General features: G+C 64.8%; 21 protein-coding genes and 1 pseudogene. 11 read left to right on the top strand and 11 right to left on the bottom strand.

Translation table 11 applies throughout. From position 1 onward, the window contains the following. Positions 1-111, top strand: a pseudogene (locus tag WP12_RS25895) (IS5/IS1182 family transposase); the annotation flags it as partial. 13 nt (positions 112-124) lie between these two features. Here WP12_RS25895 and WP12_RS14520 read toward each other — a convergent pair. Further along, positions 125-1,648, bottom strand: coding sequence for a lipopolysaccharide biosynthesis protein (locus tag WP12_RS14520; RefSeq protein ID WP_046194397.1), 1,524 nt, complete (start codon positions 1,646-1,648; stop codon positions 125-127). Between the two features lie 121 nt (positions 1,649-1,769). Here WP12_RS14520 and WP12_RS14525 point away from each other — a divergent pair, with 121 nt between their 5' ends. The 8 genes from WP12_RS14525 (at position 1,770) to lpdA (ending at position 11,967) form a co-directional block, all read left to right on the top strand. Beyond that, positions 1,770-2,552 carry a succinate dehydrogenase iron-sulfur subunit gene (locus WP12_RS14525; RefSeq protein ID WP_046194398.1) on the top strand — a complete coding sequence of 261 codons (783 nt, stop codon included), beginning with the start codon at positions 1,770-1,772 and terminating at the stop codon, positions 2,550-2,552. A gap of 12 nt (positions 2,553-2,564) precedes the next feature. Next, the gene (locus tag WP12_RS14530) at positions 2,565-3,011 is read left to right on the top strand and encodes a PaaI family thioesterase (RefSeq protein ID WP_046194399.1); all 447 of its coding nucleotides are present in this window, start codon (positions 2,565-2,567) and stop codon (positions 3,009-3,011) included. Further along, complete coding sequence (zapE, locus tag WP12_RS14535) at positions 3,008-4,126, top strand: cell division protein ZapE (RefSeq protein ID WP_046194400.1); 1,119 nt, start codon at positions 3,008-3,010, stop codon at positions 4,124-4,126. The genes WP12_RS14530 and zapE overlap by 4 nt, the downstream gene beginning before the upstream one ends. A gap of 180 nt (positions 4,127-4,306) precedes the next feature. Further along, a complete protein-coding gene (mdh, locus tag WP12_RS14540; RefSeq protein WP_046194401.1) occupies positions 4,307-5,269 on the top strand; it encodes a malate dehydrogenase in 963 nt (320 codons plus the stop codon). Positions 5,270-5,318: 49 nt separating this feature from the next. Continuing rightward, positions 5,319-6,203 (top strand): succinate--CoA ligase subunit alpha, encoded by an 885-nt coding sequence (gene sucD / locus WP12_RS14545; protein WP_046194402.1) that lies wholly within the window; start codon positions 5,319-5,321, stop codon positions 6,201-6,203. A 101-nt stretch (positions 6,204-6,304) separates the two neighbouring features. Continuing rightward, complete coding sequence (locus WP12_RS14550; protein ID WP_046194403.1) at positions 6,305-9,211, top strand: 2-oxoglutarate dehydrogenase E1 component; 2,907 nt, start codon at positions 6,305-6,307, stop codon at positions 9,209-9,211. A gap of 1 nt (position 9,212) precedes the next feature. Beyond that, positions 9,213-10,469 carry a 2-oxoglutarate dehydrogenase complex dihydrolipoyllysine-residue succinyltransferase gene (gene odhB / locus WP12_RS14555; RefSeq protein WP_046194404.1) on the top strand — a complete coding sequence of 419 codons (1,257 nt, stop codon included), beginning with the start codon at positions 9,213-9,215 and terminating at the stop codon, positions 10,467-10,469. Between the two features lie 106 nt (positions 10,470-10,575). Further along, the gene (gene lpdA, locus WP12_RS14560) at positions 10,576-11,967 is read left to right on the top strand and encodes a dihydrolipoyl dehydrogenase (protein ID WP_046194405.1); all 1,392 of its coding nucleotides are present in this window, start codon (positions 10,576-10,578) and stop codon (positions 11,965-11,967) included. A 50-nt stretch (positions 11,968-12,017) separates the two neighbouring features. On the opposite strand, the gene WP12_RS26235 is transcribed toward lpdA, so the two are convergent. From WP12_RS26235 to WP12_RS14605, 10 genes are all read right to left on the bottom strand, one after another. Next, on the bottom strand, positions 12,018-12,152 hold the full coding sequence (locus WP12_RS26235) for a hypothetical protein (RefSeq protein WP_268794734.1): 135 nt from the start codon (positions 12,150-12,152) through the stop codon (positions 12,018-12,020). Between the two features lie 152 nt (positions 12,153-12,304). Continuing rightward, positions 12,305-12,904, bottom strand: coding sequence for a flagellar basal body-associated FliL family protein (locus WP12_RS14565; RefSeq protein WP_046194406.1), 600 nt, complete (start codon positions 12,902-12,904; stop codon positions 12,305-12,307). Between the two features lie 17 nt (positions 12,905-12,921). Further along, positions 12,922-14,541 (bottom strand): flagellar hook-length control protein FliK, encoded by a 1,620-nt coding sequence (locus tag WP12_RS14570; RefSeq protein WP_046194407.1) that lies wholly within the window; start codon positions 14,539-14,541, stop codon positions 12,922-12,924. A 1-nt stretch (position 14,542) separates the two neighbouring features. Continuing rightward, entirely contained in the window at positions 14,543-14,968 is a 426-nt protein-coding gene (locus WP12_RS14575; protein WP_046194408.1) for a hypothetical protein, read from the bottom strand. Beyond that, a complete protein-coding gene (locus WP12_RS14580) occupies positions 14,965-16,293 on the bottom strand; it encodes a FliI/YscN family ATPase (protein WP_235399148.1) in 1,329 nt (442 codons plus the stop codon). The genes WP12_RS14575 and WP12_RS14580 overlap by 4 nt, the downstream gene beginning before the upstream one ends. Further along, the gene (locus WP12_RS14585) at positions 16,290-16,931 is read right to left on the bottom strand and encodes a FliH/SctL family protein (RefSeq protein WP_046194409.1); all 642 of its coding nucleotides are present in this window, start codon (positions 16,929-16,931) and stop codon (positions 16,290-16,292) included. Before WP12_RS14585 ends, WP12_RS14580 begins: the two co-directional genes overlap by 4 nt. Further along, positions 16,924-17,958 carry a flagellar motor switch protein FliG gene (gene fliG, locus WP12_RS14590; protein ID WP_046194410.1) on the bottom strand — a complete coding sequence of 345 codons (1,035 nt, stop codon included), beginning with the start codon at positions 17,956-17,958 and terminating at the stop codon, positions 16,924-16,926. Before fliG ends, WP12_RS14585 begins: the two co-directional genes overlap by 8 nt. 4 nt (positions 17,959-17,962) lie before the next feature. Beyond that, positions 17,963-19,696, bottom strand: a complete 1,734-nt coding sequence (fliF, locus tag WP12_RS14595) for a flagellar basal-body MS-ring/collar protein FliF (RefSeq protein WP_046194411.1) — start codon at positions 19,694-19,696, stop codon at positions 17,963-17,965. A gap of 3 nt (positions 19,697-19,699) precedes the next feature. After that, entirely contained in the window at positions 19,700-20,065 is a 366-nt protein-coding gene (gene fliE, locus WP12_RS14600; protein WP_046194412.1) for a flagellar hook-basal body complex protein FliE, read from the bottom strand. Between the two features lie 10 nt (positions 20,066-20,075). Continuing rightward, a complete protein-coding gene (locus WP12_RS14605) occupies positions 20,076-21,353 on the bottom strand; it encodes a sigma-54 interaction domain-containing protein (protein WP_046194413.1) in 1,278 nt (425 codons plus the stop codon). A gap of 464 nt (positions 21,354-21,817) precedes the next feature. Here WP12_RS14605 and WP12_RS14610 point away from each other — a divergent pair, with 464 nt between their 5' ends. Together WP12_RS14610 and WP12_RS14615 are read left to right on the top strand one after the other, a co-directional pair. After that, the gene (locus tag WP12_RS14610) at positions 21,818-22,642 is read left to right on the top strand and encodes a flagellin N-terminal helical domain-containing protein (protein WP_046194414.1); all 825 of its coding nucleotides are present in this window, start codon (positions 21,818-21,820) and stop codon (positions 22,640-22,642) included. Positions 22,643-23,343: 701 nt separating this feature from the next. Continuing rightward, entirely contained in the window at positions 23,344-24,168 is an 825-nt protein-coding gene (locus WP12_RS14615) for a flagellin N-terminal helical domain-containing protein (RefSeq protein WP_046194415.1), read from the top strand. Positions 24,169-24,207 lie beyond the last annotated feature (39 nt).

The following is a 24,207-nucleotide window of genomic DNA, read 5'->3' on the forward strand; positions in this document are numbered from 1 at the left end:
TTCTTCTGCAAACTCAAAGAGTTCAAGCGCATCGCCATGCGCGCCTGCAAAACCGATCTAAGCTTCTCCGCAATGATCTACCTCGCCGCAGCCGTCATCAACTCGCGATGAATCCCCACAACCCCTAGAGCAGCCTGAGCCGTCTGCCCGTCTTGCCGAGCGCGAGCTTGTCATCGTGCGAAAGGCCAAAGCGGCCCGAGAGCCATATACCCGCGACCAGAAGGGCCGCGCCTGCCCCGATGCGGATCAGGTGGTGCAGGGGCAAAAGCAGTTGCGAGACGAGCAGGATGGCCACGCCTATGCCCGCGGCGACCACGGCGGCGCGCGCGAAGGGCGGGGCGAAGGGGTGGATGCGCTTGTCGACCCACAGCTGGATCATCGGCGTCACGACCGAGATGGCGATGCCCGCTGACACCGCGATGGCCATGCCGTCCATCCCGCCTTGCGGCAGCAACAGCGCGCCGAGCGCCAGCGCGGCCGCGAGCCCGATCATGCTGCCGACCAGCGGATGATGATAGCGGCTGATCACCGACTGGATCGATGACGCCTGTCCCGCTACCGCCTCGATCAGCCGGGTGAAGGTGAGCAGCGCGAGCGCCACATAGGCCGCCTGCGCGGGGCTGCCGAACAGCGCGAGCAGCGCACGTCCTCCACCGGCGATAGTGCAAACCACCGGGGTGGCGACAATGATGGTCAGGCGGGTGGCGAAGCCGTAGATTTCGGCGACATGCTTCAGGTCGTGGCGCACCGCTTCGGACGCGAGCGGCGCCATCACATAGGAGAATGCCTGGCGGATCAGCTGGACCGCGCTGGCGATCTTGCGCGCGATCGCGAACAGGCCGGCCGCGCTCGCCCCCGCCGCGCCGGGAATGATCAGGTTCAGGATCAGCGGCGGCGCGTCGGCGAACAGGCGGCTGACGATGTTGGAGGGCAGGACCGACAGCCCCGCATAGAGCGTGCCCTGGATGTTTCCGCCGTCGCCGCGCAGCACAAGGTCAAGCCGGTAATAGCGTGCGAGCAGTCGAGTCGAGAATATGCAGGTGATCGCGAGCGAACAGACATGCGCGATCAGCAGGCCGAGCGTTCCCGCGCCGAGCGCGTAGAGCAGGACCGCAGCGCCCATGCGGATGAACTGTTCCCACATCACCCGCAGCCGGATTTCCGGGCCGAATGCCTTGCGTGCGCGAAGCGCCGACGTCGAAATCTCGACATAGGCCCAGAAGGGCAGTGCCCAGGCGAACAGCGCGATGCCAGTCGCCAGATCGTCGCGGTCCTTGGCGGCGACGTTGACGATGTCGGCGATCCATGGCGCGCCGAGGCTGATGGCGATCGCGATGAGGATGCAGGGCGTCAGGCCCAGCAGCATCGCCTGGCGCAGCGCCCGTGCGCGCTCGGCATCGTCGCGGGCCTGCGGCACGACGCGCTGCAGCGCGCTGGTCATGCCAAGGTCGGCGATATTCTCGATCAGGTTCACCGCCGACCACAGCACCATGTAGAGCCCGTAGGTCGGCAGTCCGAACAGCCAGACGTACAGCGGCTGCGAGACGATCTCGATCACCCCGCCGGCGCGCGCCAACAGCGCGGTTCCCGCACCCTTGGCGACCTGTCGCGAGCCGGGCGGCGGCCCGTCGGGAGGGGGGGATGACATTGCGTGTTTCTAGCCATACGCGGGCCAGGTTCAAGGGCGTGGCATTTTACTGCGCTTACCCGTTGAGCCGCGCCGCGCTATTCGCTATCGCGGCACCAACAGACGCAGGGGGTTCCGAGTCATGGCTGAGTTCGCGCTTCCCAAGAACAGCACGATCACGAAGAAGGGCAAGGTCCACAAGACGCCCGGCGCGAAGGATGCGAAGTCCTTCAAAATCTATCGTTACGACCCGGATAGCGGCGAAAATCCCCGCTACGACACGTTCGAGATCGACCTCGCCGAATGCGGCCCTATGGTCCTCGACGCGCTGATCAAGATCAAGAGCGAGCAGGATCCTTCGCTGACCTTCCGCCGCTCGTGCCGCGAAGGGATCTGCGGATCCTGTTCGATGAACATGGATGGCAGGAACGGCCTAGCCTGCACCACCGCGATCGAGGAGTGCAAGGGCGAGGTGCGCATCACCCCGCTGCCGCACATGGATGTGATCAAGGACCTGGTTCCCGATTTCACCCATTTCTATGCGCAATATGCGTCGATCCAGCCCTGGCTGCAGACGGTGACGCCCGCGCCATCGGGCAAGGAACGGCTCCAGTCGCCCGACGACCGCAACAAGCTCGACGGCCTCTATGAGTGCATCCTGTGCGCCTGCTGCTCGACATCGTGCCCGAGCTACTGGTGGAATAGCGACAAGTTCCTTGGTCCCGCGATCCTGCTCCAGGCCTATCGCTGGCTGGCCGACAGCCGCGACGAGATGACGGGTGAGCGGCTCGACGAGCTTGAGGATCCGTTCCGTCTCTATCGCTGCCATACGATCATGAACTGCTCGAACGTCTGCCCCAAGGGCCTGAGCCCGGCGAAGGCGATCGCGGAGATCAAGAAGATGGTGGTCGAACGCCAGATCTGATGGTTTCTCGGGATGAGTAATCTCGAAACGGACCTCTATCTGTTCGAGCCGCACCCCGACATGCCGGGGTGGATGCGCTGGCGTATGAAGGATGAAGCGCGGTTCAGCGGGGTGGTTGGCGAGTTGGCCGTCCGCCGCGACGGAGACCGTGCCATCATCCGCATGCAGCCACGGCCCGGCCATTCCAACCTGGTCGGTACTGTCCATGGCGGTGCGTTGTTGACCTTGATCGACAATGCCTTGTTCATTGCGCCGCGCTTCCTGGATAATCCGGGCATGCGTGGAGTGACGGTCGACCTGAGCACCCAGTTCATGGCGGCGGCCGATATCGTCAGGCCGATCGACCTGACGCTGGAGATCATGCGCGAAACCGGACGGATGATGTTCATGCGCGGGACGATCGAGCAGGAAGGCGATATGGTCGCGACCTTCATGGGGATTATTCGCAAGATATCATGACAAGCGTTGTCGCCCGTTATGAGGAACTGCTGGCGGCAGGCGAGCTGCGCGCCGACGCCGACCAGCGCGCCACGATCGAGCGGCTCAACGCGCTGGCCGCCTCACTGGAACAGCAACCGGCCAAGGGTAGCCTGCTCTGGCGTATGTTGGGCAAGGCGCCCGCGCCGACGCGCGGCCTCTACATGTGGGGCGGTGTGGGGCGCGGTAAATCGATGCTGATGGACCTGTTCTACGACTGCGCACGGGTCGAAGCGAAGCGCCGGGTCCACTTTCACGAGTTCATGCTCGAGGTACATGACCGCCTGCGCGCCGAACGGACGAAGGAGAAGGGCGATCCAATTCCCCCCGTGGTCGAAGCTATCGCCGCCGAGGCGAAGCTGCTCGCCTTTGACGAGATGGTCGTCAACAACATGGCGGACGCCGCGATCCTCAGCCGCCTGTTCACCGGATTGATCGTTGATGCCGGTGTCACGATCGTCACCACGTCGAACCGGCCGCCGCGCGATCTGTATAAGGACGGGCTGAACCGCGAGCTGTTCCTGCCTTTCATCGACCTGATCGAGGCGAGGTTGGACGTGCTGTGCCTCAACGGGCCGACCGACTATCGGCTCGAACGGCTGGGGGGTGTCCCGGTCTGGTATACGCCAAACGGTCCCGAGGCGAGCGCGGCGCTGTCGCAGGCCTTTTTCCGCCTGACCGATTATCCTCCCGAGGATCGCGCGCATGTCCCGTCGGCCGATATTGCGGTGCATGGCGGGCGGACGTTGCATGTTCCCAAAAGCCTGAAAGGCGTGGCCGTCTTCTCGTTCAAGCGGCTGTGCGCCGAGGCGCGGGGCGCGGCGGACTATCTGGCGATCGCGCGCAACTATCATACCGTGATGATCGTCGGAATTCCGCTGCTCGGCCCCGAAAAGCGCAACGAGGCGTCGCGTTTCAAGGTGCTGATCGATGCGCTGTATGAGCATAAGGTGAAGCTGCTTGCGTCGGCGGAAGCCGAGCCCGGTCAGCTCTATCCAGACGGCGACGGCGCGTTTGAGTTCGAGCGCACCGTGTCGCGTCTGATGGAGATGCAGAGCCAGGACTATCTGGCGGCGGGACACGGCGTCGACGACTGACGACGCGGCGCTTTGCGGCATAGCGGCAAAGCCAGCTTTCCCGGCCCCCTAAAAAACTTGGGCAAAGCGTGCCGCCAACGGTTGCCCCATCGGGATCGCGGGGCTAAGCGGAGCCCGCACTTTCGGGCGGCCGCAACGCGGTGGTTGCCTTCCTTGGCGATTTCACATCGGAGGAGTCGGATGGCTCGTACTAAAATTGCGTTGATCGGTGCTGGCAACATTGGCGGTACGCTCGCGCACCTCGCGGCTTCGAAAGAGCTTGGCGATGTTATTCTCTTCGACGTTGTCGAAGGCGTTCCGCAGGGCAAGGCGCTCGATCTGTCGCAATGCGGCCCGGTCGAGGGCTTCGACGCGAAGATCACCGGCACCAATGATTATGCCGACATCAAGGGCGCCGACGTCATCATCGTCACCGCCGGTGTCGCCCGCAAGCCGGGCATGAGCCGCGACGATCTGCTCGGCATCAACCTGAAGGTGATGAAGTCGGTCGGCGAGGGCATCAAGGCGAATGCGCCCGATGCGTTCGTCATCTGCATCACCAATCCGCTCGACGCGATGGTCTGGGCGCTGCGCGAGTTTTCGGGCCTGCCGCACAACAAGGTCGTCGGCATGGCCGGCGTGCTCGATTCGGCGCGCTTCAGCTCCTTCCTCGCCGAAGAGTTCGGTGTCTCGGTCCAGGACGTCACCAGCTTCGTGCTCGGCGGCCATGGTGACACGATGGTCCCGGTCGTCGAATATTCGACGGTCGCGGGCATCCCGATCCCCGATCTGATCAAGATGGGCTGGTCGACCAAGGAGCGCATCGACGCGATCGTCCAGCGCACCCGCAGCGGCGGCGGCGAAATCGTCGGCCTGCTCAAGACCGGCTCGGCCTTCTACGCGCCCGCCACGTCGGCGATCGCGATGGCGGAAAGCTATCTGAAGGACAAGAAGCGGGTCCTGCCCGCTGCGGTCCATCTGACCGGCCAATATGGCATCGACAATCTCTATGTCGGCGTGCCGGTGGTCATCGGTGCCGGCGGCGTCGAGAAGATCGTCGAGATCGAATTGTCGGGGGAGGCCAAGGCCAATCTCGAAGTCTCGGTCGAGGCGGTCAAGGAATTGCTCGTCGCCTGCAAGGCGATCGATAGCTCGTTGGCCTGAGGCCGCATCACATTAGCCTCCCCGGGCGAAAGGAAGGTCTGACAGGCTTATGAGTATTCTCGTCAACAAGAACACTAAGGTCATCACGCAGGGCATGACCGGCAATACCGGCACCTTCCATACCGAGCAGGCGCTCGCTTATGGGACGCAGATGGTCGCCGGCGTCACGCCGGGCAAGGGTGGCACCACGCATATCGGCCTGCCTAATTACGACACCGTTCATGAGGCGGTCGCCGCGACCGGCGCCGACGCCAGCGTCGTCTATGTGCCGCCGCCCTTCGCCGCCGACTCGATCCTCGAGGCGATCGACGCCGAAGTGCCGCTGATCGTCTGCATCACCGAGGGTATCCCGGTGATCGACATGATCCGCGTCAAGCGCGCTCTGCAGGGTTCCAAGTCGCGGCTGATCGGCCCGAACTGCCCCGGCGTGCTGACCCCGAACGAGTGCAAGATCGGCATCATGCCGGGCTCGATCTTCAAGCAGGGCACGGTGGGTGTTGTTTCCCGCTCGGGCACGCTTACCTATGAAGCAGTGTTCCAGACCACGGCGATCGGCCTCGGTCAGACCACGGCGGTCGGTATCGGCGGTGATCCGGTCAACGGCACCAACTTCATCGACATGCTCGAACTGTTTCTCGCCGACGATGCGACCAAGTCGATCATCATGATCGGCGAGATCGGTGGTTCGGCCGAAGAAGAAGCCGCGCAATTCCTGCGTGACGAAGCCAAGCGTGGCCGCAAGAAGCCGATGGCCGGCTTCATCGCCGGCCGCACGGCGCCTCCGGGCCGCCGCATGGGTCATGCCGGGGCGATCGTCTCCGGCGGCCAGGGCGGCGCGGACGAAAAGATCGCGGCCATGGAAGCCGCGGGTATAAAGGTGGCGGCGAGCCCTTCGGAGCTCGGCACCACATTGGCAGAGGTCCTGAAGGGCTAGATTGGTTCGCCTTCGGGCGGATTGATTGAAGACATAGTATCAACCGCAATTGCTGTACTTCGGGCCTAAGTCCCGGGGTGGGTGCAGCCAAGGATGGTGTGATGGGTATCGAAGGCGTCGGACTCGACGGACCGGAGGGAGTGAGTGCTTCCTTCGTCGAGGGACTGTATCGGCAATATCGTGCCGATAAATCGAGCGTAGAGCAAAGCTGGCAGGATTATTTCGCCGGGGTCGAAGCCGAGGTTTCGGGGCCGAGCTGGGCCAGACCGGACTGGCCGCCATCCACCACCGACGCGCTGACAGCCGGGCTCGACCCGATGCAGATGGCGCCGGCGCCCAAGCTGTCGAAGACGGCGGCCCCCGCCGCAGCCCATCCCGCGGCATCGGCGATCAGCGAAAGCGATGTCGAGCAACGCGCGCTCGATTCGATGCGCGCGCTGATGCTGATCCGCACCTTTCGGGTGCGTGGTCATCTGCTCGCCAATCTTGATCCGCTCGGACTGAGCCGGAACGAAGAGCCCGCCGACCTTACCCCCGAATGGCATGGCTTCAAGGAAAGCGACATGGACCGCGAGGTCTATCTCGGCGGCTTCCTTGGCCTCGAACGTGCGACGCCGCGCGAGATCCTGGCGATCCTGCGCCGCAATTATTGCGGTAATGTCGGCCTCGAATATATGCACATCGGCGATGTCGAGGAGCGGCGCTTTCTCCAGGCGCGGATGGAGGGCAAGGATGCCGACATCCGCTTCTCGCCCGAGGGCAAGATAGCGATCCTCAACAAGGTGATCGAGGCCGAGCAGTGGGAGAAATTCCTCGGCCGGAAATATGTCGGCACCAAGCGTTTCGGCCTCGACGGCGGTGAATCGATGATCCCCGCGCTCGAAGCGGTGATCAAATATGCCGGGGCTTACGGCGTCAACGAAGTCGTGATCGGCATGGCGCATCGCGGCCGCCTGAACGTTCTCTCAAACGTGATGGCCAAGCCCTATCGGGCTATCTTCAACGAGTTTGCGGGCGGCTCCGCCAATCCGGAGGATGTCGGCGGCTCAGGCGATGTCAAATATCATCTCGGCACGTCGACCGACCGTGAGTTCGACGGCAATCAGGTCCATCTCAGCCTCGCGCCCAATCCGTCGCATCTCGAATGCGTCAACCCGGTGGTGCTGGGCAAGGCGCGCGCCAAGCAGACCAAGGTCGACGACGTCGAGCGCACCACGGTGCTGCCGATCCTGCTGCATGGCGACGCGGCTTTCGCAGGCCAGGGCATCATCATGGAATGCTTCGGCTTCTCCGGTCTGCGCGGCTATCATACCGGCGGCACGATCCATTTCGTGATCAACAATCAGGTGGGCTTCACCACCTCGCCACAATTCGCCCGTTCGTCGCCCTATCCGTCGGACATCGCAAAGATGGTCCAGGCGCCGATCCTGCACGTCAACGGCGACGATCCCGAGGCAGTTACTTTCGCCTGCAAGGTCGCGACCGAGTTCCGCCATACCTTCAAGCGCGACGTCGTGATCGATATGTGGTGCTATCGCCGCTTCGGCCATAACGAGGGCGACGAACCGGGCTTCACCCAGCCGCTGATGTACGAGGCGATCCGCAAGCATCCGCCGATCAGCGCGATCTACAACGCACGGCTGGTCCAGGAAGGCGTGATCGACGCCGACTGGACCGCGACCAAGGAAGCCGAGTTCGTCGCGCACCTCGAAGGCGAGTTCGACGCAGCCAAGAGCTACAAGGTCAACAAGGCCGACTGGTTCGAAGGCGATTGGACCGGCTTCGCCGAGCCTCGCGAGTCGATCAGCGAACGCCGCGCCGCGCAGACCGGCATCTCCGCCGATCTGCTCGGCGAGCTTGGCCGTCAGCTCACTACGGTTCCTGAGGGGCTAGTGATTCACAAGACGCTCGGCCGCATCCTCGACGCCAAGAAGGAGATGTTCGCTAGCGGACAGGGTTTCGACTGGGCGACCGGCGAGGCGCTGGCCTTCGGCTCGCTGCTTAAAGATGGTTATGGCGTCCGCCTCTCGGGGCAGGATTCAGGACGCGGCACCTTCAGCCAGCGTCACGCGGTGTGGGTCGATCAGACCGACGGCCATAAATATATCCCGCTCTCGGCGCTCGACCGCCATTTCCAGGTGCTCGACAGCCCGCTGTCCGAGTTCGGCGTGCTTGGCTTCGAATATGGCTATGCCTCGACCGCGCCGAACACGCTGGTGATGTGGGAAGCGCAGTTCGGCGATTTCGCCAATGGCGCGCAGGTCATCGTCGACCAGTTCATCTCGTCGGGCGAGGCCAAGTGGCTGCGCGTCAACGGCCTCGTGATGCTGTTGCCGCATGGGTATGAAGGGCAGGGGCCAGAGCATAGCTCCGCGCGGCTGGAGCGTTATCTCCAGCTGTGCGCAGAGGATAATATGCAGGTCGCGAACTGCACCACGCCGGCCAATTATTACCACATCCTGCGCCGTCAGATGGTCCGCAAATTCCGCAAGCCGCTGATCATCATGACCCCGAAGTCGCTGCTCCGTCACAAGGCGGCGGTGTCGAGCGCCGAGGATTTCATGGGCGATACGCGCTTCCAGCGCGTGCTGTCCGATCCGAACGCGCCGGAGGACAAGGATGTGCGCCGCGTCGTGCTGGTGTCCGGCAAGCTCTTCTACGAGCTGGCCGAGGCGCGTGACGCCGCCGGCGACACGAACACCGCGATTCTGCGGCTCGAGCAGCTCTATCCTTTCCCGGCCGATGCACTGATCACGCGGATGGGGCGCATGCCCAATCTCGAGACGGTCGTCTGGGCACAGGAAGAACCGAAGAACCAGGGAAGCTGGACCTTCGTCGAGCCTTATATCGAGAAGGTCCTGACCGAAGTCGGCGGAACGCCAGCCCGCGCCGTCTATGCTGGCCGCAAAGCCGCCGCGGCGACCGCGACGGGCCTCGCTCGAAACCACGCCGTGCAGCAGGCGGCGCTGATCGCCGAAGCGCTCGGCCACGAAGCAAAGGGTAAGTAAGATGGCGACCGATGTTGTAGTGCCGGCGCTCGGCGAATCGATCACCGAAGCGACGCTCGGCCAGTGGCTCAAGAAACCGGGTGAGGCCGTGAAGGCCGATGAGCCGATTGCCAGCCTCGAGACCGACAAGGTCGCGATCGAGGTACCAGCGCCCGTCGCGGGCGTGATCGGCGAACTCGTCGTCAGCGAGGGCGATACCGTCAATGTCGGTGCGGTGATCGCGCGGATCGAGGCGGGCGCCACCGCCGCGACCGCCGCCACCCCTGCGGTCGAGGATCGCACCGCGGTCGGCAAGGCCGAAGCCGCATCGCCGCCCGAGCCAGCCGCAGCGCCGGTAGACGAAGAGGGTGGCGATCCCGTCACATTGTCGCCTTCGGTCCGGCGCGCGGTGCTGGAGCATGGCGTCGACCCGTCGAAGATCAAGGGCAGCGGCAAGGACGGCCGCCTGACGAAGGACGACGTGATCGCCGCCGCGAAGACCGCGCCCAGGCCGGCCGCTCCGCTTGCCGCGCCGCCCGCGCCGGCCGCCACCGCGCCCGTCGCGTCGCAGGCCAATGGCCGCCGCGAGGAGCGGGTCCGCATGACCCGTCTGCGCCAGACCGTCGCAAGCCGCCTCAAGGAGGCGCAGAACACCGCGGCGATGCTTACCACGTTCAACGACGTCGACATGACGGCGGTGATCGAGGCGCGGAGCAAGTATAAGGACCTGTTCGAGAAGAAGCATGGCGTCCGGCTGGGCTTCATGGGCTTCTTCGTGAAGGCGGCCTGCATGGCACTAAAGGATGTGCCCGCGGTCAACGCCTCGATCGAGGGCGACGAGATCGTTTATCGCGATTATGTCGACGTGTCAGTCGCGGTGTCCGCGCCGAACGGGCTGGTAGTGCCGGTGATCCGCGACGCGCAGGCGCTGACCGTGGCCGAGATCGAAAAGACGATCGGCGACTTCGGTGCGCGTGCCAAGGCGGGCACCCTCAAGATGGACGACATGAAGGGCGGCACCTTCACCATTTCGAACGGCGGCGTGTTCGGCTCGCTGCTGTCGACCCCGATCATCAATCCGCCCCAATCGGCGGTGCTCGGCCTGCATCGCATCGAGGATCGCCCGGTCGTTCGCGATGGGCAGATCGTCGCGCGGCCGATGATGTATCTGGCGCTCAGCTATGATCACCGGTTGATCGATGGCCGCGAGGCGGTCACGTTCCTCGTCGCGCTCAAGAATGCGATCGAGGATCCGACCCGGCTGCTGATCGATCTGTAAGACTATCGTCGCCCCGGCGGAGGTCGGGGCCGCCCCGCGCTGGAGCGCTCCTGCTTCCTCCAGCGGCCCGGCCTTGGCCGGAGCGACGGAATGAGGAAGAGTTGTAATGTCCGACTATGATTTCGACGTACTCGTCATCGGCGCCGGCCCCGGTGGCTATGTCGCGGCGATCCGCGCGGCGCAGCTCGGGCTGAAGACCGCCTGTGCGGAGAGCCGCGAGACGCTGGGGGGGACCTGCCTCAATGTCGGCTGCATTCCTTCCAAGGCGATGCTCCACGCGTCCGAGCTTTACGATGAAGCCGCCAGCGGCAAGCTCGCCAAACTCGGCATCAAGACCACCGTCGAACTCGATCTCGATATGATGCACGGTCAGCGTCGCGAGGCTGTCAAAGGCCTGACGGGCGGCATTGAGTTCCTGTTCAAGAAGAACAAGGTCGAGTGGCTGAAGGGGCTGGCATCATTCACCGGCAAGGACACGGTCGATGTCGCCGGCAAGAGCTACCGTGCGAAGAACATCGTCATCGCCTCCGGTTCCAGCGTTACTCCGCTTCCGGGCGTCGAGATCGACGAGAAGGTCGTAATGTCCTCGACCGGCGCACTCGAACTTGCCAAGGTTCCCGGCCATCTCGTCGTGATCGGCGGGGGCGTGATCGGGCTCGAACTGGGTTCGGTGTGGAAGCGGCTCGGTGCGCAGGTGACTGTGGTCGAGTTCCTCGATCAGCTTCTCCCCGGCATGGACGGCGAAATCCGCAAGGAAGCCGCCAAGATCTTCAAGAAACAGGGCATCGTGCTCAAGCTTTCGACCAAGGTCACCGGCGTGACGGTCAAGGGTGACAAGGCGACCGTGAGCGTGGAGCCTGCCGCGGGCGGCGTTGCGGAGACGCTGGAGGCGGATGCGGTGCTGGTGTCGATCGGCCGCCGTCCGAACACCGAAGGGCTGGCGCTGGAGCGCGCCGGGCTGACCGTCAACAAGCGAGGCCAGATCGAAACCGGCCATGATTTCGGAACCGGCGTACGCGGCATCTGGGCGATCGGCGATGTCGTCCCCGGCCCGATGCTCGCGCACAAGGCCGAAGATGAAGGCATCGCGGTGGCGGAGAATATCGCGGGGCTGACCGGTATCGTGAACCACGACGTCATTCCCGGTGTCGTTTACACCATGCCCGAGATAGCGGGCGTTGGTCTGACCGAGGAAGAGGCAAAGGCCCGCGGTGAGGTAAAGGTCGGCAAATTCCCGATGATGGCCAATTCACGCGCCAAGACCAACCATGAGCCGGACGGCTTCGTGAAGGTCGTGGCAGACGCCAGGACCGACAAGGTGCTGGGCGTGCACATCATCGCTTCGCTCGCTGGCACGATGATAGCCCAGGCGGCTCAGGCGATGGAGTTCGGTGCGACCAGCGAAGACATCGCCTATACCTGTCATGCGCATCCGACCCATTCGGAAGCGCTGAAGGAAGCCGCGATGGCCGTGACCGGCAAACCCATCCACATCTGATCGATATAGGTCGTCCCGGCCTTCGCCGGGACGACAGTTCGGCCAAGCCCTTAAATCGGCGAGACGCCGAGCAGCTTCAGGATGCCGAGCACGAGCAGCAGCAACGCGATGGCGGCGATGATGCCGCCTATGTTGAAGCTGCTCTTTTCGACGACGACACGCTCGTCACTGTTCACGTCGGCCATGATCTCTCTCCTCTGAACTCGACTGCCCAACGTGCAGGCACCTCGCGCTGTTCCGTAGAGCGTCTCGGCCGAGCCACGCCGGACAAAGAAAAACCCCCTCGCGAACGAGGGGGTCGATCTCCGAAGCTACAAAAGCTTATCGAACGCTACGCTTATTGCACGACCAGCGTCGTGAAATAGACATTGTCGATGCCGCCAAAGCCGGTGCGCTGTTTGAGCACATCGTTGATCGCGGCCTTCAATTCCTTCTGGAGCTTGAGTTTGCCCTCGGGGGTCGAGATGGTGAAGCTGTCCTGTTGCGACAGCGCCATCAGGATCGCCGAGCGGATCGGCATCTCATTGTCCTTGACGTTGTCGACGACCTTCTGGTCGTAGAAGGTCGACGCACCGAGACCTACCTGGGTGAAGCCATCCGAATCCCGCAAGTTGGCGGTAAAGGGCTGCTCGAAGGTGTAATAGGTCGCCTTATATTTGGTCGGATCGGGCGACTTGTCGGTTTCTAAACCAACCGGAAGCGTCTTCTTCTCGCCATGGCCGCTATCCGTATGGCCTTCCTTCTCGACGAGCTTGGGCGCGTTGGGATCCTCGGGGACCTCCTCCTTATGCCCGCCGGCGAGGCCCGCGCCGGCTGCGTACAGCCCCGCGCCGACGCCACCGCCCGCGAAGACGATCGCCATAATGAGCATCATCAGGATGCCCTTCATCTTGCCCTTCTTCTTGGGCGCCTCAGCGGCGGGTGCTGCACTGCTCATCGTTCAAATCCCATGGATCAGGCGTAAAGTTCATCATCTTCGCGCGGAGCCGAATCAGCGGCATCCTCACGATTCACGGTCTGTGTACGCGCAAAAGGTTTAGAATCTTCTGACGGCTGGCGCTGTTGTCCCTGCGCGAAGGCGGAGCTGTTGCCGCTACCTTGCTGGTTGCTGTCGACCTGCGCATCAGCCACGCGCACGCCCTGCGCGCGGACCTCGGCTATCAGGCGCGGCTGCGCATCAGCGATTATCGCGCGCGCCTGGTCGGTCTCGGCGGACAGCTTGATCGCCGCGCCATTGGCACTGTTGGCGATCTCTACCGTCAACGCGCCGAGATGCTCCGGGTTGAGCTGGAACTTCAAATGGCCCTGCTGCGCGACCGACTGGCTGATGTCGCGCGCCAACTGGTCGAGCCACTGCGTATCACGGGCGAGATCCAGATGCCGGGCGACCGACTGTTCGGCGTGGTTCGGGGCGGCCATGATGACATCGGCCACTTGCGTATCGGTCGTAATCGCCGGCGCGACGGTGGCCGGGATCACCGGCGCGGCGCTCAGCGGCACAGAGGCGATGGCAGGCGTGGCGGCGCTCGCTGCCTGCTCTGCACTGTCTGGCGCCGGAGCGTCGGCCAGCGCAACGGGCGGTAACACCGACTCGGGCGCGACGGCGCTTACCGCCGGATCGGCGCGATCGATAGCGAATGCCGCTGCCGCCTTGCCCGCGGTCGATCTGACGGACTTGGCGAAGGTTTCGGACGTGGCGCCGATGTTGGCGACTTGCTCGCTTACCTTGGCTTCGGCTGGAATAGGCGTGGTCATATCGGCTGTGGACGTTGCCGGCGCTACGATGCCGGGGATCGCTACCGGCGCGGCAGCGATAGCGGTAGCGGCTTGGGCAACGGGTACCACGATCGCGCTGACAGTTGGCGTCGAGGCGAGCGCCACCGGTATTTCGACGGTAGTCTCGACCGGGTGGAACGCGGCCTTCAACGAGGCAACGATCGAGGCGATATCGCGTCGGATCGTGGTCGTTGTCGCGGCGGCACGGGTTCCGGCATCGGCAGCGATGTGCGGAGCCGGCTGGTCGGTCCGGAGAGCCGGGTTTATCGGTATGGCTTCGGCGTCTGCCGCAGCCGCGTCCTCGGCTGCGGCGATCGGGATCGTCGCGATCGGGAGCTTGACGGGCGTCGCGGCCATGGCGGGCTGTGCGATGCCGGGCGGCATGATTTCAGGCGTCGCCGGGGAAGGTGTGATCGGTGCTGCCGGGGCAGAGGCGGCCGGTGCGGCGATCGACGCGGACGGGGTCGCCGCAGGGGCGGGCGTGATTATGTTGATCTGCCCCGAGAAGGCGAACAGCGCCTCGATCTCGGCGAGCAGGTCGACCGGCTGATCCGGGGCGATGGCTTTCGCTTCGCTTTCGGGTTCGGCGGTAGTCTTGCCGATCGCGCTTTCGGCGGTTTCGGCTTCACCATCGGTCGTCTGCGGCTTGGTATCGCCTTTCGAGGCCTGTCCGTCGGGCTTGGCGCGCGACACGAGCTCCGCGAACGCTTCCGGTGTCTCGCCCGTCGCCGGCGCGGGCATAGCGGCCGGCACCGTCGCAAGGGCGATCGCGGATGTCGAAAGCGCGGCAACGGCCATGTCAGTAATTCCCCTTTTGCTTAAGTATCTTGGGCCGGAAGGCCGCGTTCATCCGCGACTCGGTCCAGTCCGCAAGTGCTTGCACGGCGCGCGCGTCGAGCTTGGCGGCGCTTTCCTGCCGCTGCCGCGCTTCGAGCCGCTCGGCGACTTTCAGTTCAGCCGCGGCGCGCGCCGAGACAATTGCGGTGGCGAGGCCATCACGCGCCTTATCGAGCCGCTGGGCGAGCTCGCCGCGATTCTGCAGCACCGCGCCGGTCGTCGTGCCGCTCGACACGGTAAGGCTGTCGCGCAGCGAGGCGAGCTTGGCGGCGTTGCTTTCGAGATGGACGACCTGCGCTTCGGCCGAAGCGGCCGCCGAAGCGGCGAGCAGATGTTGGGCGCTTCGAACGCGGGTGATTCGCGCGCGTTTCTTGACCAGCGCTTTCATCCGCCAAAGGCCTCAACCACCGCCTGGATCGAGTCCGCATAATTGACGCGGTCCTTCTGGCCCTGGCTGATGAACTCAAGAATATCGTCGTGACGGGCGATTGCCACGTCGACGATCGGATCGCTGCCGGCGCGATAGGCGCCCATCAGGATCAGGTCGCGATTCTCCTCATAGACCGCCCATAGCCGGCGCAGGATCTGCGCGGCCTGCTGATGTTCGGGGGTCACGATGTCGCTCATCACGCGGCTCAGCGACTTGCCGACGTCGATCGCCGGAAAGACGCCCTGTTCGGCCATGCTGCGCGAGAGGATGATGTGGCCGTCGACGATCGCGCGGGCGGTGTCGACGATCGGATCGTCGGTATCGTCGCCATCGGCGAGTACGGTGTAGAGCGCGGTGATCGATCCGCCCGAGGTGGCATCGACGCCGGCACGCTCGATCAGGCGGGGGATCAGGCCCAGCGCCGATGGCGGATAGCCCTTCATCGTCGGCGGCTCACCCAATGACAGGCCGATTTCGCGCTGCGCATGGGCAACGCGGGTCAGGCTGTCGATGAGCAGCAGGACACGCTTGCCTTGCGCGCGGAAATATTCGGCGATCGCGGTGGCGCGCATCGCGGCGCGCAGGCGCAGCACCGGCGGATGATCGGCGGGCACCGCGACGACGACGCTCTTCTGGCGGACAGGGCCGGCCAGCTTGGTGGCGAGGAAGTCCGAAACTTCGCGGCTGCGCTCACCGACCAGGCCGACGACGATGATGTCGGCGTCCGCGCCGGCGATCATCTGGCCCATCAGCACCGATTTGCCGACGCCGGATCCGGCGGCGATGGCGATGCGCTGGCCGACGCCTGCGGTCAGCAGCGCGTTGATCGCGCGCACACCCATGTCGAAAGGCTCGGTCACGCGGGCGCGATCGAGCGGATTGCCGCGTTTGCCGGCCAGCGGCCAGCGTTCGGAGGTAGCAATCGGCCCAAGGCCGTCTATCGGATTGCCGAGCGCGTCCATCACCCGGCCGAGCAGCGTCTCCCCGACATCGACCGAACCGCCACGGCGATCGGGCTCGACCCGCGCGCCGGCGCTGTGCGGGGCGTCGGCGTCGAGCGCCATCAGCAGGGTGCGATTGCCGCGGAAGCCGACGACTTCGGCGAGTGCGGCATGACCATCGGCATCGATCACGCGGGCATTCGAGCCGACCGGAACCGGAAAGCCGGTCGCTTCGAGCATCAGCCCGTCATAGGAGGCGAGGCGGCCGATGCGGCGGGGGCCGGCATGATCGATTTCGAGCGTGCCGAGCATCGCGTCGACCTGAGCGGCGAGACCCATCATTTCGGCTGTACCATGCTGTCGAGTTGCGTACGCAATTTGGCGAGACGGACCTGCGGGCCATCCTCGATCCAGCCCTCGCCAGTCTCCAGGATGATCGTGCCCGATGTCAGGTGATGATCGGGAGCCATCGGCAGGCCGAGATCGACGCCGTTGAGCATCGCGATATCGTCGGGGTTCATGCGCAGTCGGGCGGGCCCGGACTCGGCGGTGATGAGTTCGGCGATCGATTCGGCGCGCGCCTTGAGCATTACGGGGTCGATCTGCACCTCTCCGACGATCTGGCGGACGAGGCGCGTGACCGATTCCGCGAGCACTGCGGCGAGCGGGCCCGAGGGCTCGGGCTGGAGCGCCTCTGCTGAACGGATCAGCTCGGCGAGTGCTTCACGCTCGCGCATGAATTCGGCCATCACCGTCTGGCGGCCCTGCTCGAAGCCCTCGACGAAGGCTTCGTTGCGCAGCGTCTCGATATCGGTGACGGGCGAGCTCTGCTTCGGGGCGCTCGGCGCGAAATCGCTGGCGCGGCGGCGGGGATGGCCGTCGCTGCCCCAGGGGGTGAAGTGGCCGGTGGCCGCCGGGCGGGCCCAGGCGTCGACGCGGGTGGCTTCGCCGATATTCTCGGGGGTCCAGAGCTCAGACAAAGTCGTCGCCCTTGCCGCCGAGGCTGATCGTGCCTTCCGCCGCCAGCTTGCGCGCGATGGCGAGCATCGCCTTCTGCGCTTCCTGGACGTCGGCCAGGCGCATCGGGCCGCGATCGGCGATTTCGTCCTGGATCGACTGCGCTGCACGGCTCGACATGCAGCCGAAGATCTTCGCGCGCAGCTTCTCGTCGGCGCCCTTGAGCGAGACGACGAGAATATCGCTGTCGACTGCGCGGAGCAGCGTGCCGAGGTCCTTCTCGCCGACCGCCATCAGGTTGTCGAAGATGAACATTTCCTCCTCGATGTTGCGGGCGACGGACTTGTCGAGCTTCTGCAGCGCCTTGATGATCCGCTGTTCGGCCGCCTTGCGCGAGGAGTTGACGATCTTGGCCGCTTCTCCGGCGCCGCCGCGGCGGGTGGTCGATCCGGTCGACTGCGACGTGGTCGGGCGGTTGAGCAGTTCGTCGAGCTCGGACAGCGCGGCCTCGGTGATCGGCCCCATGGTGGCGACGCGATAAACGAGGTCGGCCTGCATATCCTCGGGCAGCAGCTGGAGCACATCGGCGGCGCGCTGCGATTCGAGGAAGGCGAGCACGGTGGCGGCAATCTGGGGATGCTCGAACTCGATCAGATTGGCGATCGCGCGAGCGTCCATCCATTTGAGGTTTTCGAGCGCATTGACATGCTGGACCGGGGTGATCCGCTGGAGAACCTGATCGGCCTTATCCTGGCCGAGCGCCTTGTGCATGATGCCCTTGATCTGGCGCTCGACGCCGAAACCGAGCGTGGTGCGGACGCGGGCCCGGTCGACGAATACGTCGAAGACGCCGTCGATTTCGTTTTCGGAGATGTTGGCGACGCCGAACATCGCGCCGCCGAGATGCTGGACCTCGCTGGGCTCCAGACGGCTCAACACGGTGGCGGCTTCTTCCTCGCCGAGCAGCATCAGCAGGATCGCGGCGGCCTGGCTGCCGCTGGGGGCAACCGGGGTGGCGTTTTCGGTATCGATGGGGGTTTCGTCCGCCATGACGTTACGCGGCTCCCGGCATGTCGGCGCGGATCAGGTCCCGGACGACCAGCGCGGCGCGGTCGGGATCCTGCTTCACGAAGTTGCGGATCAGTTCGGCGCGGTTGGCATAGCCCGGGGTTGCCTCGATCATGTCGAGGGTGACGGGCTTATTCGGATCGTGCAGCGCCTGCTGGGCGAGCGCCGAAGCGATCTCGTTGCGGATGGCCGGATTGGTGTTCTGCGGGATGCGGCCGCCCGAGGCGATGGCGGCGTCGATCGCGGCCTTCTTCTCCTCGGCATAGGCGGCGCGGCGCTTCAGCAGCGGCTTGGCGACGCCGAAGACGAGCAGCGCGACCACGAGCAGCGCCGACAGGTTGCGGGCGAGGGTGGAGACCCAAGGGGCTTCCCACCAGTTCGGCTTGACCTCGGCCTCCTCGGCAACCGCGAAGCTGCGCGCGGACAGGGCGACGACATCGCCGCGGGCCTGATCGGCGCCGATCGCACCGCGCACCAGCGTCTCGATGGAGGCTAGCTCAGCGCGGCTGAATTTGCGGGCGCCCTCGCGCAGGGCGACGGCGACCGACAGGCGCTTGACCTGACCTATCGGGTTGCGCGTGACCGAGACCTCGCGGCCCAGCTCATAAGTGCGGTTGTAGTTTTCAGAGGTTTTCCCGGCGTTCGCGGCGGCGGTCGTGCCCGGGGCATCGACGGTCTGCTGCGGAGCCGCCGTCACCTGGCTCGCGGCCGGCGGCTGGTTCGACAGCGCGCCCGGAATGCCCGAAGCCTCGCCGCCGGCGCCATTCTTGTCACCGGTCCACGCACCCTGCTCCGAGCGGACCACGGCGGTATCCTTGGGATAGCTTTCGCGGGTCGCCTGACTTTCGGTGAAATCGACATCGGCATGGACCTCGGCGGTGAAGTTGCCGGGGCCGACGATCGGCGTGAGGATCTTGTTGAGCGCTTCAAGATAGCGCTGCTCGATCTTGGTCTGGATATCGACCTGGCGGGCCGATGCCTGACTCATCGGATCGCTGCCGGAAGCCGATAGCAGCCGGCCGGCCTGGTCGACGACCGAAACGCCGTCGGGCGACAGGTTCGGCACCGACGATGCGACGAGATGGACGATCGCCTGGACCTGCGAGTCCGACAGCGCACGGCCAGCGCGCAGGCGCAGCATCACCGAAGCCTGGGGCTTGGCGTCGTCGCGCAGGAAGACGCTGGGCGCTTCGGCGGCGACATGGACCTTGGCGGTGTCGACCGCGTCGATCGCCTCGATCGTGCGGGCCAGATCCATCTCGCGCGCGGTGCGCAGCTTCTCGCCTTCGACCGCACGGCTGGCGCCGAGCGGCAGCGATGCCATCATGGTGTCGCCGTCGGGAGCCGCTTTGGGCAGCCCCTGCTGCGCAAGCAGCATCTTCGCCTGGTAGAAGCTGGTCTCCGGCACGGTCAGCGAGCCGGTGTTGCGATCCACCTCATAGGGAATATTGGCGGCCTTGAGCGCGTCGGCGACGGCGGCCTTGTCGGCATCCCCCATGCCGGCGAACAGGTCGCGCTGCGGCGCACCCGACATGGTCGACCACAGCAGCGCGGCGCCGCCGAGCAGGCCGAAAAGGCCGATCATCGGCAAGCTGCGCTGGACCGCCGGCTGGGCGGTGAAGCCCTTGACCCTTTCGAGGACGGCTGAGGTGCCGACGCCTGCGCTCGCAGGAGCAGACGAAGCCATTGCGGGGGCGGGGGAGGGGATGATGTCAGCCATATATTATACCGGCATGCTCATGATGTCCTTATAGGCGGACAGGAGTTTGTTGCGGACTTGTAAAGTGGCCTGGAAGCCGACGCTGGCCTGCTCGCGCTGGAGCATGACCGCGGCGATGTCGGTCGTCTCACCGCGCTCATAGCTCTCGGTGATCGCGCTCGACTTGGCCTGCTGGTTGTTGACCTCGCCGATCGCGCCACGCAGCGTCGAGACGAAGCTGTTGTCGGACGCGGCGGTGGCGTTGCCGATAGCGGCGGGGCCGGTGAGCGGGTTCGGAGCAGGCGCAGCGGCGGCCTTCTGCAGCGCGCTGTTCTGCTGCAATATGGCGTTGCGCATTGCCATGAGGTTGCTGGTGTTGACGGTCGTCATCTAACCCTCCTCAAGCCACGGCGCGCATATCGGCCATGCGATAGCGCAGCGTGCGTTCGGAAATGCCCAGTCGCTGGGCGGCGCGGAGACGGTGGCCGCCGGTGGCGGCAAGAGCTTCCTCGATCGCGCGGGCCTGGCTCATGCGGCGCGCATCGGCGAGGCGGATCGGACCGTTGTCGGCGACGATCGCCGGAGCGGCGACGGTCTCGACCGCGGTCATGCGAAAGGCGGGAGCAGCCGGGGCGGCGTCGATCATCAGGTCGGCGGCTTCGATCCGGTCGCCATCGCGCATGAGCATCGCGCGCTGGAGGACATTTTCGAGCTCGCGGACATTGCCCGGCCAGCCGTGGGTCATCAGCCGGTCCAGCGCGTTGGCGGTCGGCCAGGCCAGTTCTTCCTGGTCGGGCGTGTGACGCAGCAGCAGCGCGGCGGAGATCGCGCGGATGTCCTGACGGCGCTGGCCGAGCGGCTTGAGCATCATCGGCATGACGTTGAGACGCCAGTAGAGGTCGGCGCGGAAGCGGCCAGCTTCGACTTCGGCCGCGATGTCGCGATTGCCGGCGGCGATGATGCGGACATCTATCGCGATCGGCGCGGTAGCGCCGATGGGAAGGACCTCACGCTCCTGAAGCGCGCGGAGCAGCTTGGCCTGGAGCGCCAGCGGCAGCTCGGTGATTTCGTCGAGCATCAGCGTGCCGCCCTCGGCGGCGCGGAACAGGCCTTCGCCCGAGCCGCTGGCGCCGGTGAAGGCGCCCTTTTGATGACCGAACAGCATTGCCTCAAGCATCGTTTCGGGCAGCGCCGCGCAATTGACGGCGACGAAGGGCTTGTCGGCGCGCGGGCTGGCGGCGTGGATGAAGCGGGCAACGCCTTCCTTGCCGGTGCCGGTCTCGCCGAGCAGCAATACGGTAGCGTCGCTACGGGCGACGCGGGCGGCGATACCAAGGAAGCGGGCGCTCTCGGGCTCGCCGCAGGCCGGCATGGCGCGGGGACGGATCAGCTCGGCAATGAGGGCGTGACCGAAGGCCATGTCCTCAAAGCCGAAGACGACGGTGGAGGGGCGGCCGACCTTGGCGCGGCGGAGCACCGGCGCGCCGTCGGCGAAATCGATGAGGATGTCGTGCTGGCGGGCGAGGGCGACCTCGGTGACGTGGAGGATGCGCTGGCTGTCGCGGCCCGCCGAAGCGGCCGGATCGATCAGCGCGGTCTCGATGCCAGCGCCTGCCAGCCATGCGACGAGCGTGGGGTGGGAACCTTGCGCTTTCTCGCTGATGCCGATCATGGTCATTGCCGTCCTCATGGATCCGACGTGCCAGCCACGCCAATTCCTTCACGGACATCCTTACCGGCGAATTAACTTAAAAAGTCTTAATAGACCGCGCGCCGTGCACACCCGCGGTGGCGTCCACGCGTATGCGCGCGCGTAGGGGCCGACATAAACCCACGTTTTACGGGGCCTTTGCCGGTCGGCAAAAAGCTGCTCATCCTTTGGTCTAAAAGCGGCAAAGCCTTGCCGGGTCGGCTTTTTCCGGCGTCTTCGACGCCACGTGCTTCCGCATGAAAGCCGGTTTAAGCAAAAAAATCAGAAAATATTATCGTTATAAATCAGATAGATGATATGATTTTTCCGGGAAAAGTGAGCGTGGTGAACTTTCCTGGTTAAAGGGCGGGTAAGCATGGCCGTTAATGGGATCGAGGCGAGAACGGCCAGCACCGGATCGTCGCCCCTTAACAGGAACAAGGACTGATCCAATGACCGTCATCAACACCAACATTTCTTCGCTGCGTGCCCAGAATGCGGGCCGCCTTGCTGACGCCATGCAGGCAACCGCGATGGCCCGCCTTTCGAGCGGCAAGCGGATCAACAGCGCCAAGGACGACGCCGCCGGCCTCGCCATCGCTTCCTCGATGACCGCTTCGATCCGCGGCATGAGCGTGGCGATCCGCAACGCCAACGACGGCATCTCGCTGGCGCAGACCGCTGAAGGTGCGCTCGGCGAAGCCGCCAACATGCTGCAGCGTATCCGCGAACTGGCCGTCCAGGCCGCCAACGGTACCTATCAGAACAGCGACCGCGACAATCTGCAGACCGAAGTCGCAGCACTTCAGAGCCAGATCTCGAATGTCGTTACCGCCACCAAGTTCAATGGCAACACGCTGTTCTCGGCGACTTCGACGGCGACCACCTTCGCGATCCAGACCGGCATCAACTCCGGCGACACCACTGCGGTGTCGATCGGTGGCCTGGCCAGCGTCGCCCTGGCCTATGCCAGCACGATCCAGGTCGATACCGTTTCGGAAGCTTCCACCGCGCTCGGTGTCGTCGATACCGCGCTGACCCAGGTCGCCAACGTCCGGGCCAATCTCGGCGCCAACCAGAACCGCCTCGAAGCCAGCATCGCTGTGCTGACCGCGAACGTGACCAACCTTTCCGAAGCCCGCTCGCGGATCGAGGATACCGACTTCTCGGTGGAATCGAGCAATCTGGCAAAGGCAGGGATATTGTCGCAGGCATCGACCGCGATGCTTGCCCAGGCGAACCAGACCCAGCAGAATGTGCTGAGCCTGCTCAAGTAAACCGATTACAATTGCTGGCCGAGACGGCTCCCGGTGCATCGCATCGGGAGCCGTTTCGGTTTTTGGCGTCTTTGATTGTCTTCAGGCGCCGGCGGCAGGCTGTCCACCATAGCTGGCTTGCCGGTCCCTGCATCCCGGATCACGTCAGGGATCGAATGCGCGGCACCGCTCGGCTCTTGAAGCCTCTTCTCGCGCCCTGAGCGATAGCATGGGCGCTCTGAGCACGCCTTCGGCCGGCTGGCGAGCTGACCCACCATCCGTCAGTCTACACACAAAGCAGCTCGCTGCCCTCGGCGGCGCTCGGGCGACGGTGGGGCTGCTGCGCCGGCCGACCCGGCCTCACGCATCCTTCCTCGCGACAGTGGTGGTCCACCGGATGGATTTTTGGCGGATGCGCCGTTCAAGGCCTTCCGCATGACCGTGGCACAGGCCTCGCGCCTCGTCCGAATGACGGTAAAGAGATTAATGTCAGGATCTCGACCGGCAGACATTCGGCTATAGTCTAATGTCAAATACCCTTGAATTCCTTGGATATTGCGCGCCCGCGCGTAGAGGCGGGCCCATCGGGACAAAACTAATTTATGGTTAATCCGGGTTAACCATCTTTCTTCCTTAAGGCTGGTTTCGAGGCGTCGTTAACCGGATCGTGGCGAGGACGGTCAGTAGCCGGAACGCCGAGTAGTAGCGGAAGGATTACATCAATGGCTGTTATCAACACTAACGTTTCGTCGCTTCGTTCGCAGAACGCTGGCCGCCTCGCCGACAAGACCCTGGCGACCGCCATGGAGCGTCTGTCGAGCGGCAAGCGCATCAACAGCGCCAAGGACGACGCCGCCGGCATGGCGATCGCTTCTTCCATGACCGCATCGGTTCGCGGCATGTCGGTTGCGATCCGCAACGCCAACGACGGCATCTCGCTGGCCCAGACCGCTGAAGGCGCTCTCGGCGAAGTCAGCAACATGCTGCAGCGTGTTCGTGAACTTGCCGTCCAGGCGAGCAACGGCACCTACCAGACCAGCGACCGCGACAATCTGCAGACCGAGGTCAAGGCGCTGCAGGACCAGATCTCGGACGTCGTCACGAAGACCAAGTTCAACGGCAACACGCTGTTCTCGGCCACTTCGACCGCGACGAGCTTCGCGATCCAGACCGGCATCAACTCGGGCGACACCACGTCGATCTCGATCGGTGGTCTGAGCAGCGTTGCCGCAGCTTATGCGACGGGCATTCAGGTCGACAGCGTCACCGAAGCTCAGGCTGCGATCACCGCTTCTGACACCGCGCTGACCCAGGTCAACACGGTCCGTGCCAGCCTCGGTGCGACCCAGAGCCGCCTCGACGCCGCCGTCAACGTGCTGACCGCGAACGTCAACAACCTGTCCGAAGCCCGCTCGCGGATCGAGGACGCGGACTTCTCGGCGGAATCGACGGCTCTCGCCAAGGCGCAGATCCTGTCGCAGGCCTCCACCGCGATGCTCGCCCAGGCGAACCAGAACGGCCAGGGCGTCCTGAGCCTGCTTCGCTAAGGAATAGACGGCCAACCAAACTCGGCCGTCCGATAGGCC

Origin of the sequence: Sphingomonas sp. SRS2 (assembly GCF_000971055.1) — a bacterium.
In the GTDB taxonomy this organism is placed as follows: Bacteria; Pseudomonadota; Alphaproteobacteria; order Sphingomonadales; family Sphingomonadaceae; genus Rhizorhabdus.

Bases quoted from the DNA above. Each gene is read 5' to 3' on its own strand.
- WP12_RS14520 (WP_046194397.1), bottom strand. From the start codon at position 1,648: ATGTCATCCCCCCCTCCCGACGGGCCGCCGCCCGGCTCGCGACAGGTC.
- WP12_RS14525 (WP_046194398.1), top strand. From the start codon at position 1,770: ATGGCTGAGTTCGCGCTTCCCAAGAACAGCACGATCACGAAGAAGGGC.
- WP12_RS14530 (WP_046194399.1), top strand. From the start codon at position 2,565: ATGAGTAATCTCGAAACGGACCTCTATCTGTTCGAGCCGCACCCCGAC.
- zapE (WP_046194400.1), top strand. From the start codon at position 3,008: ATGACAAGCGTTGTCGCCCGTTATGAGGAACTGCTGGCGGCAGGCGAG.
- mdh (WP_046194401.1), top strand. From the start codon at position 4,307: ATGGCTCGTACTAAAATTGCGTTGATCGGTGCTGGCAACATTGGCGGT.
- sucD (WP_046194402.1), top strand. From the start codon at position 5,319: ATGAGTATTCTCGTCAACAAGAACACTAAGGTCATCACGCAGGGCATG.
- WP12_RS14550 (WP_046194403.1), top strand. From the start codon at position 6,305: ATGGGTATCGAAGGCGTCGGACTCGACGGACCGGAGGGAGTGAGTGCT.
- odhB (WP_046194404.1), top strand. From the start codon at position 9,213: ATGGCGACCGATGTTGTAGTGCCGGCGCTCGGCGAATCGATCACCGAA.
- lpdA (WP_046194405.1), top strand. From the start codon at position 10,576: ATGTCCGACTATGATTTCGACGTACTCGTCATCGGCGCCGGCCCCGGT.
- WP12_RS26235 (WP_268794734.1), bottom strand. From the start codon at position 12,152: ATGGCCGACGTGAACAGTGACGAGCGTGTCGTCGTCGAAAAGAGCAGC.
- WP12_RS14565 (WP_046194406.1), bottom strand. From the start codon at position 12,904: ATGAGCAGTGCAGCACCCGCCGCTGAGGCGCCCAAGAAGAAGGGCAAG.
- WP12_RS14570 (WP_046194407.1), bottom strand. From the start codon at position 14,541: ATGGCCGTTGCCGCGCTTTCGACATCCGCGATCGCCCTTGCGACGGTG.
- WP12_RS14575 (WP_046194408.1), bottom strand. From the start codon at position 14,968: ATGAAAGCGCTGGTCAAGAAACGCGCGCGAATCACCCGCGTTCGAAGC.
- WP12_RS14580 (WP_235399148.1), bottom strand. From the start codon at position 16,293: ATGATGGGTCTCGCCGCTCAGGTCGACGCGATGCTCGGCACGCTCGAA.
- fliG (WP_046194410.1), bottom strand. From the start codon at position 17,958: ATGGCGGACGAAACCCCCATCGATACCGAAAACGCCACCCCGGTTGCC.
- fliF (WP_046194411.1), bottom strand. From the start codon at position 19,696: ATGGCTGACATCATCCCCTCCCCCGCCCCCGCAATGGCTTCGTCTGCT.
- fliE (WP_046194412.1), bottom strand. From the start codon at position 20,065: ATGACGACCGTCAACACCAGCAACCTCATGGCAATGCGCAACGCCATA.
- WP12_RS14605 (WP_046194413.1), bottom strand. From the start codon at position 21,353: ATGACCATGATCGGCATCAGCGAGAAAGCGCAAGGTTCCCACCCCACG.
- WP12_RS14610 (WP_046194414.1), top strand. From the start codon at position 21,818: ATGACCGTCATCAACACCAACATTTCTTCGCTGCGTGCCCAGAATGCG.
- WP12_RS14615 (WP_046194415.1), top strand. From the start codon at position 23,344: ATGGCTGTTATCAACACTAACGTTTCGTCGCTTCGTTCGCAGAACGCT.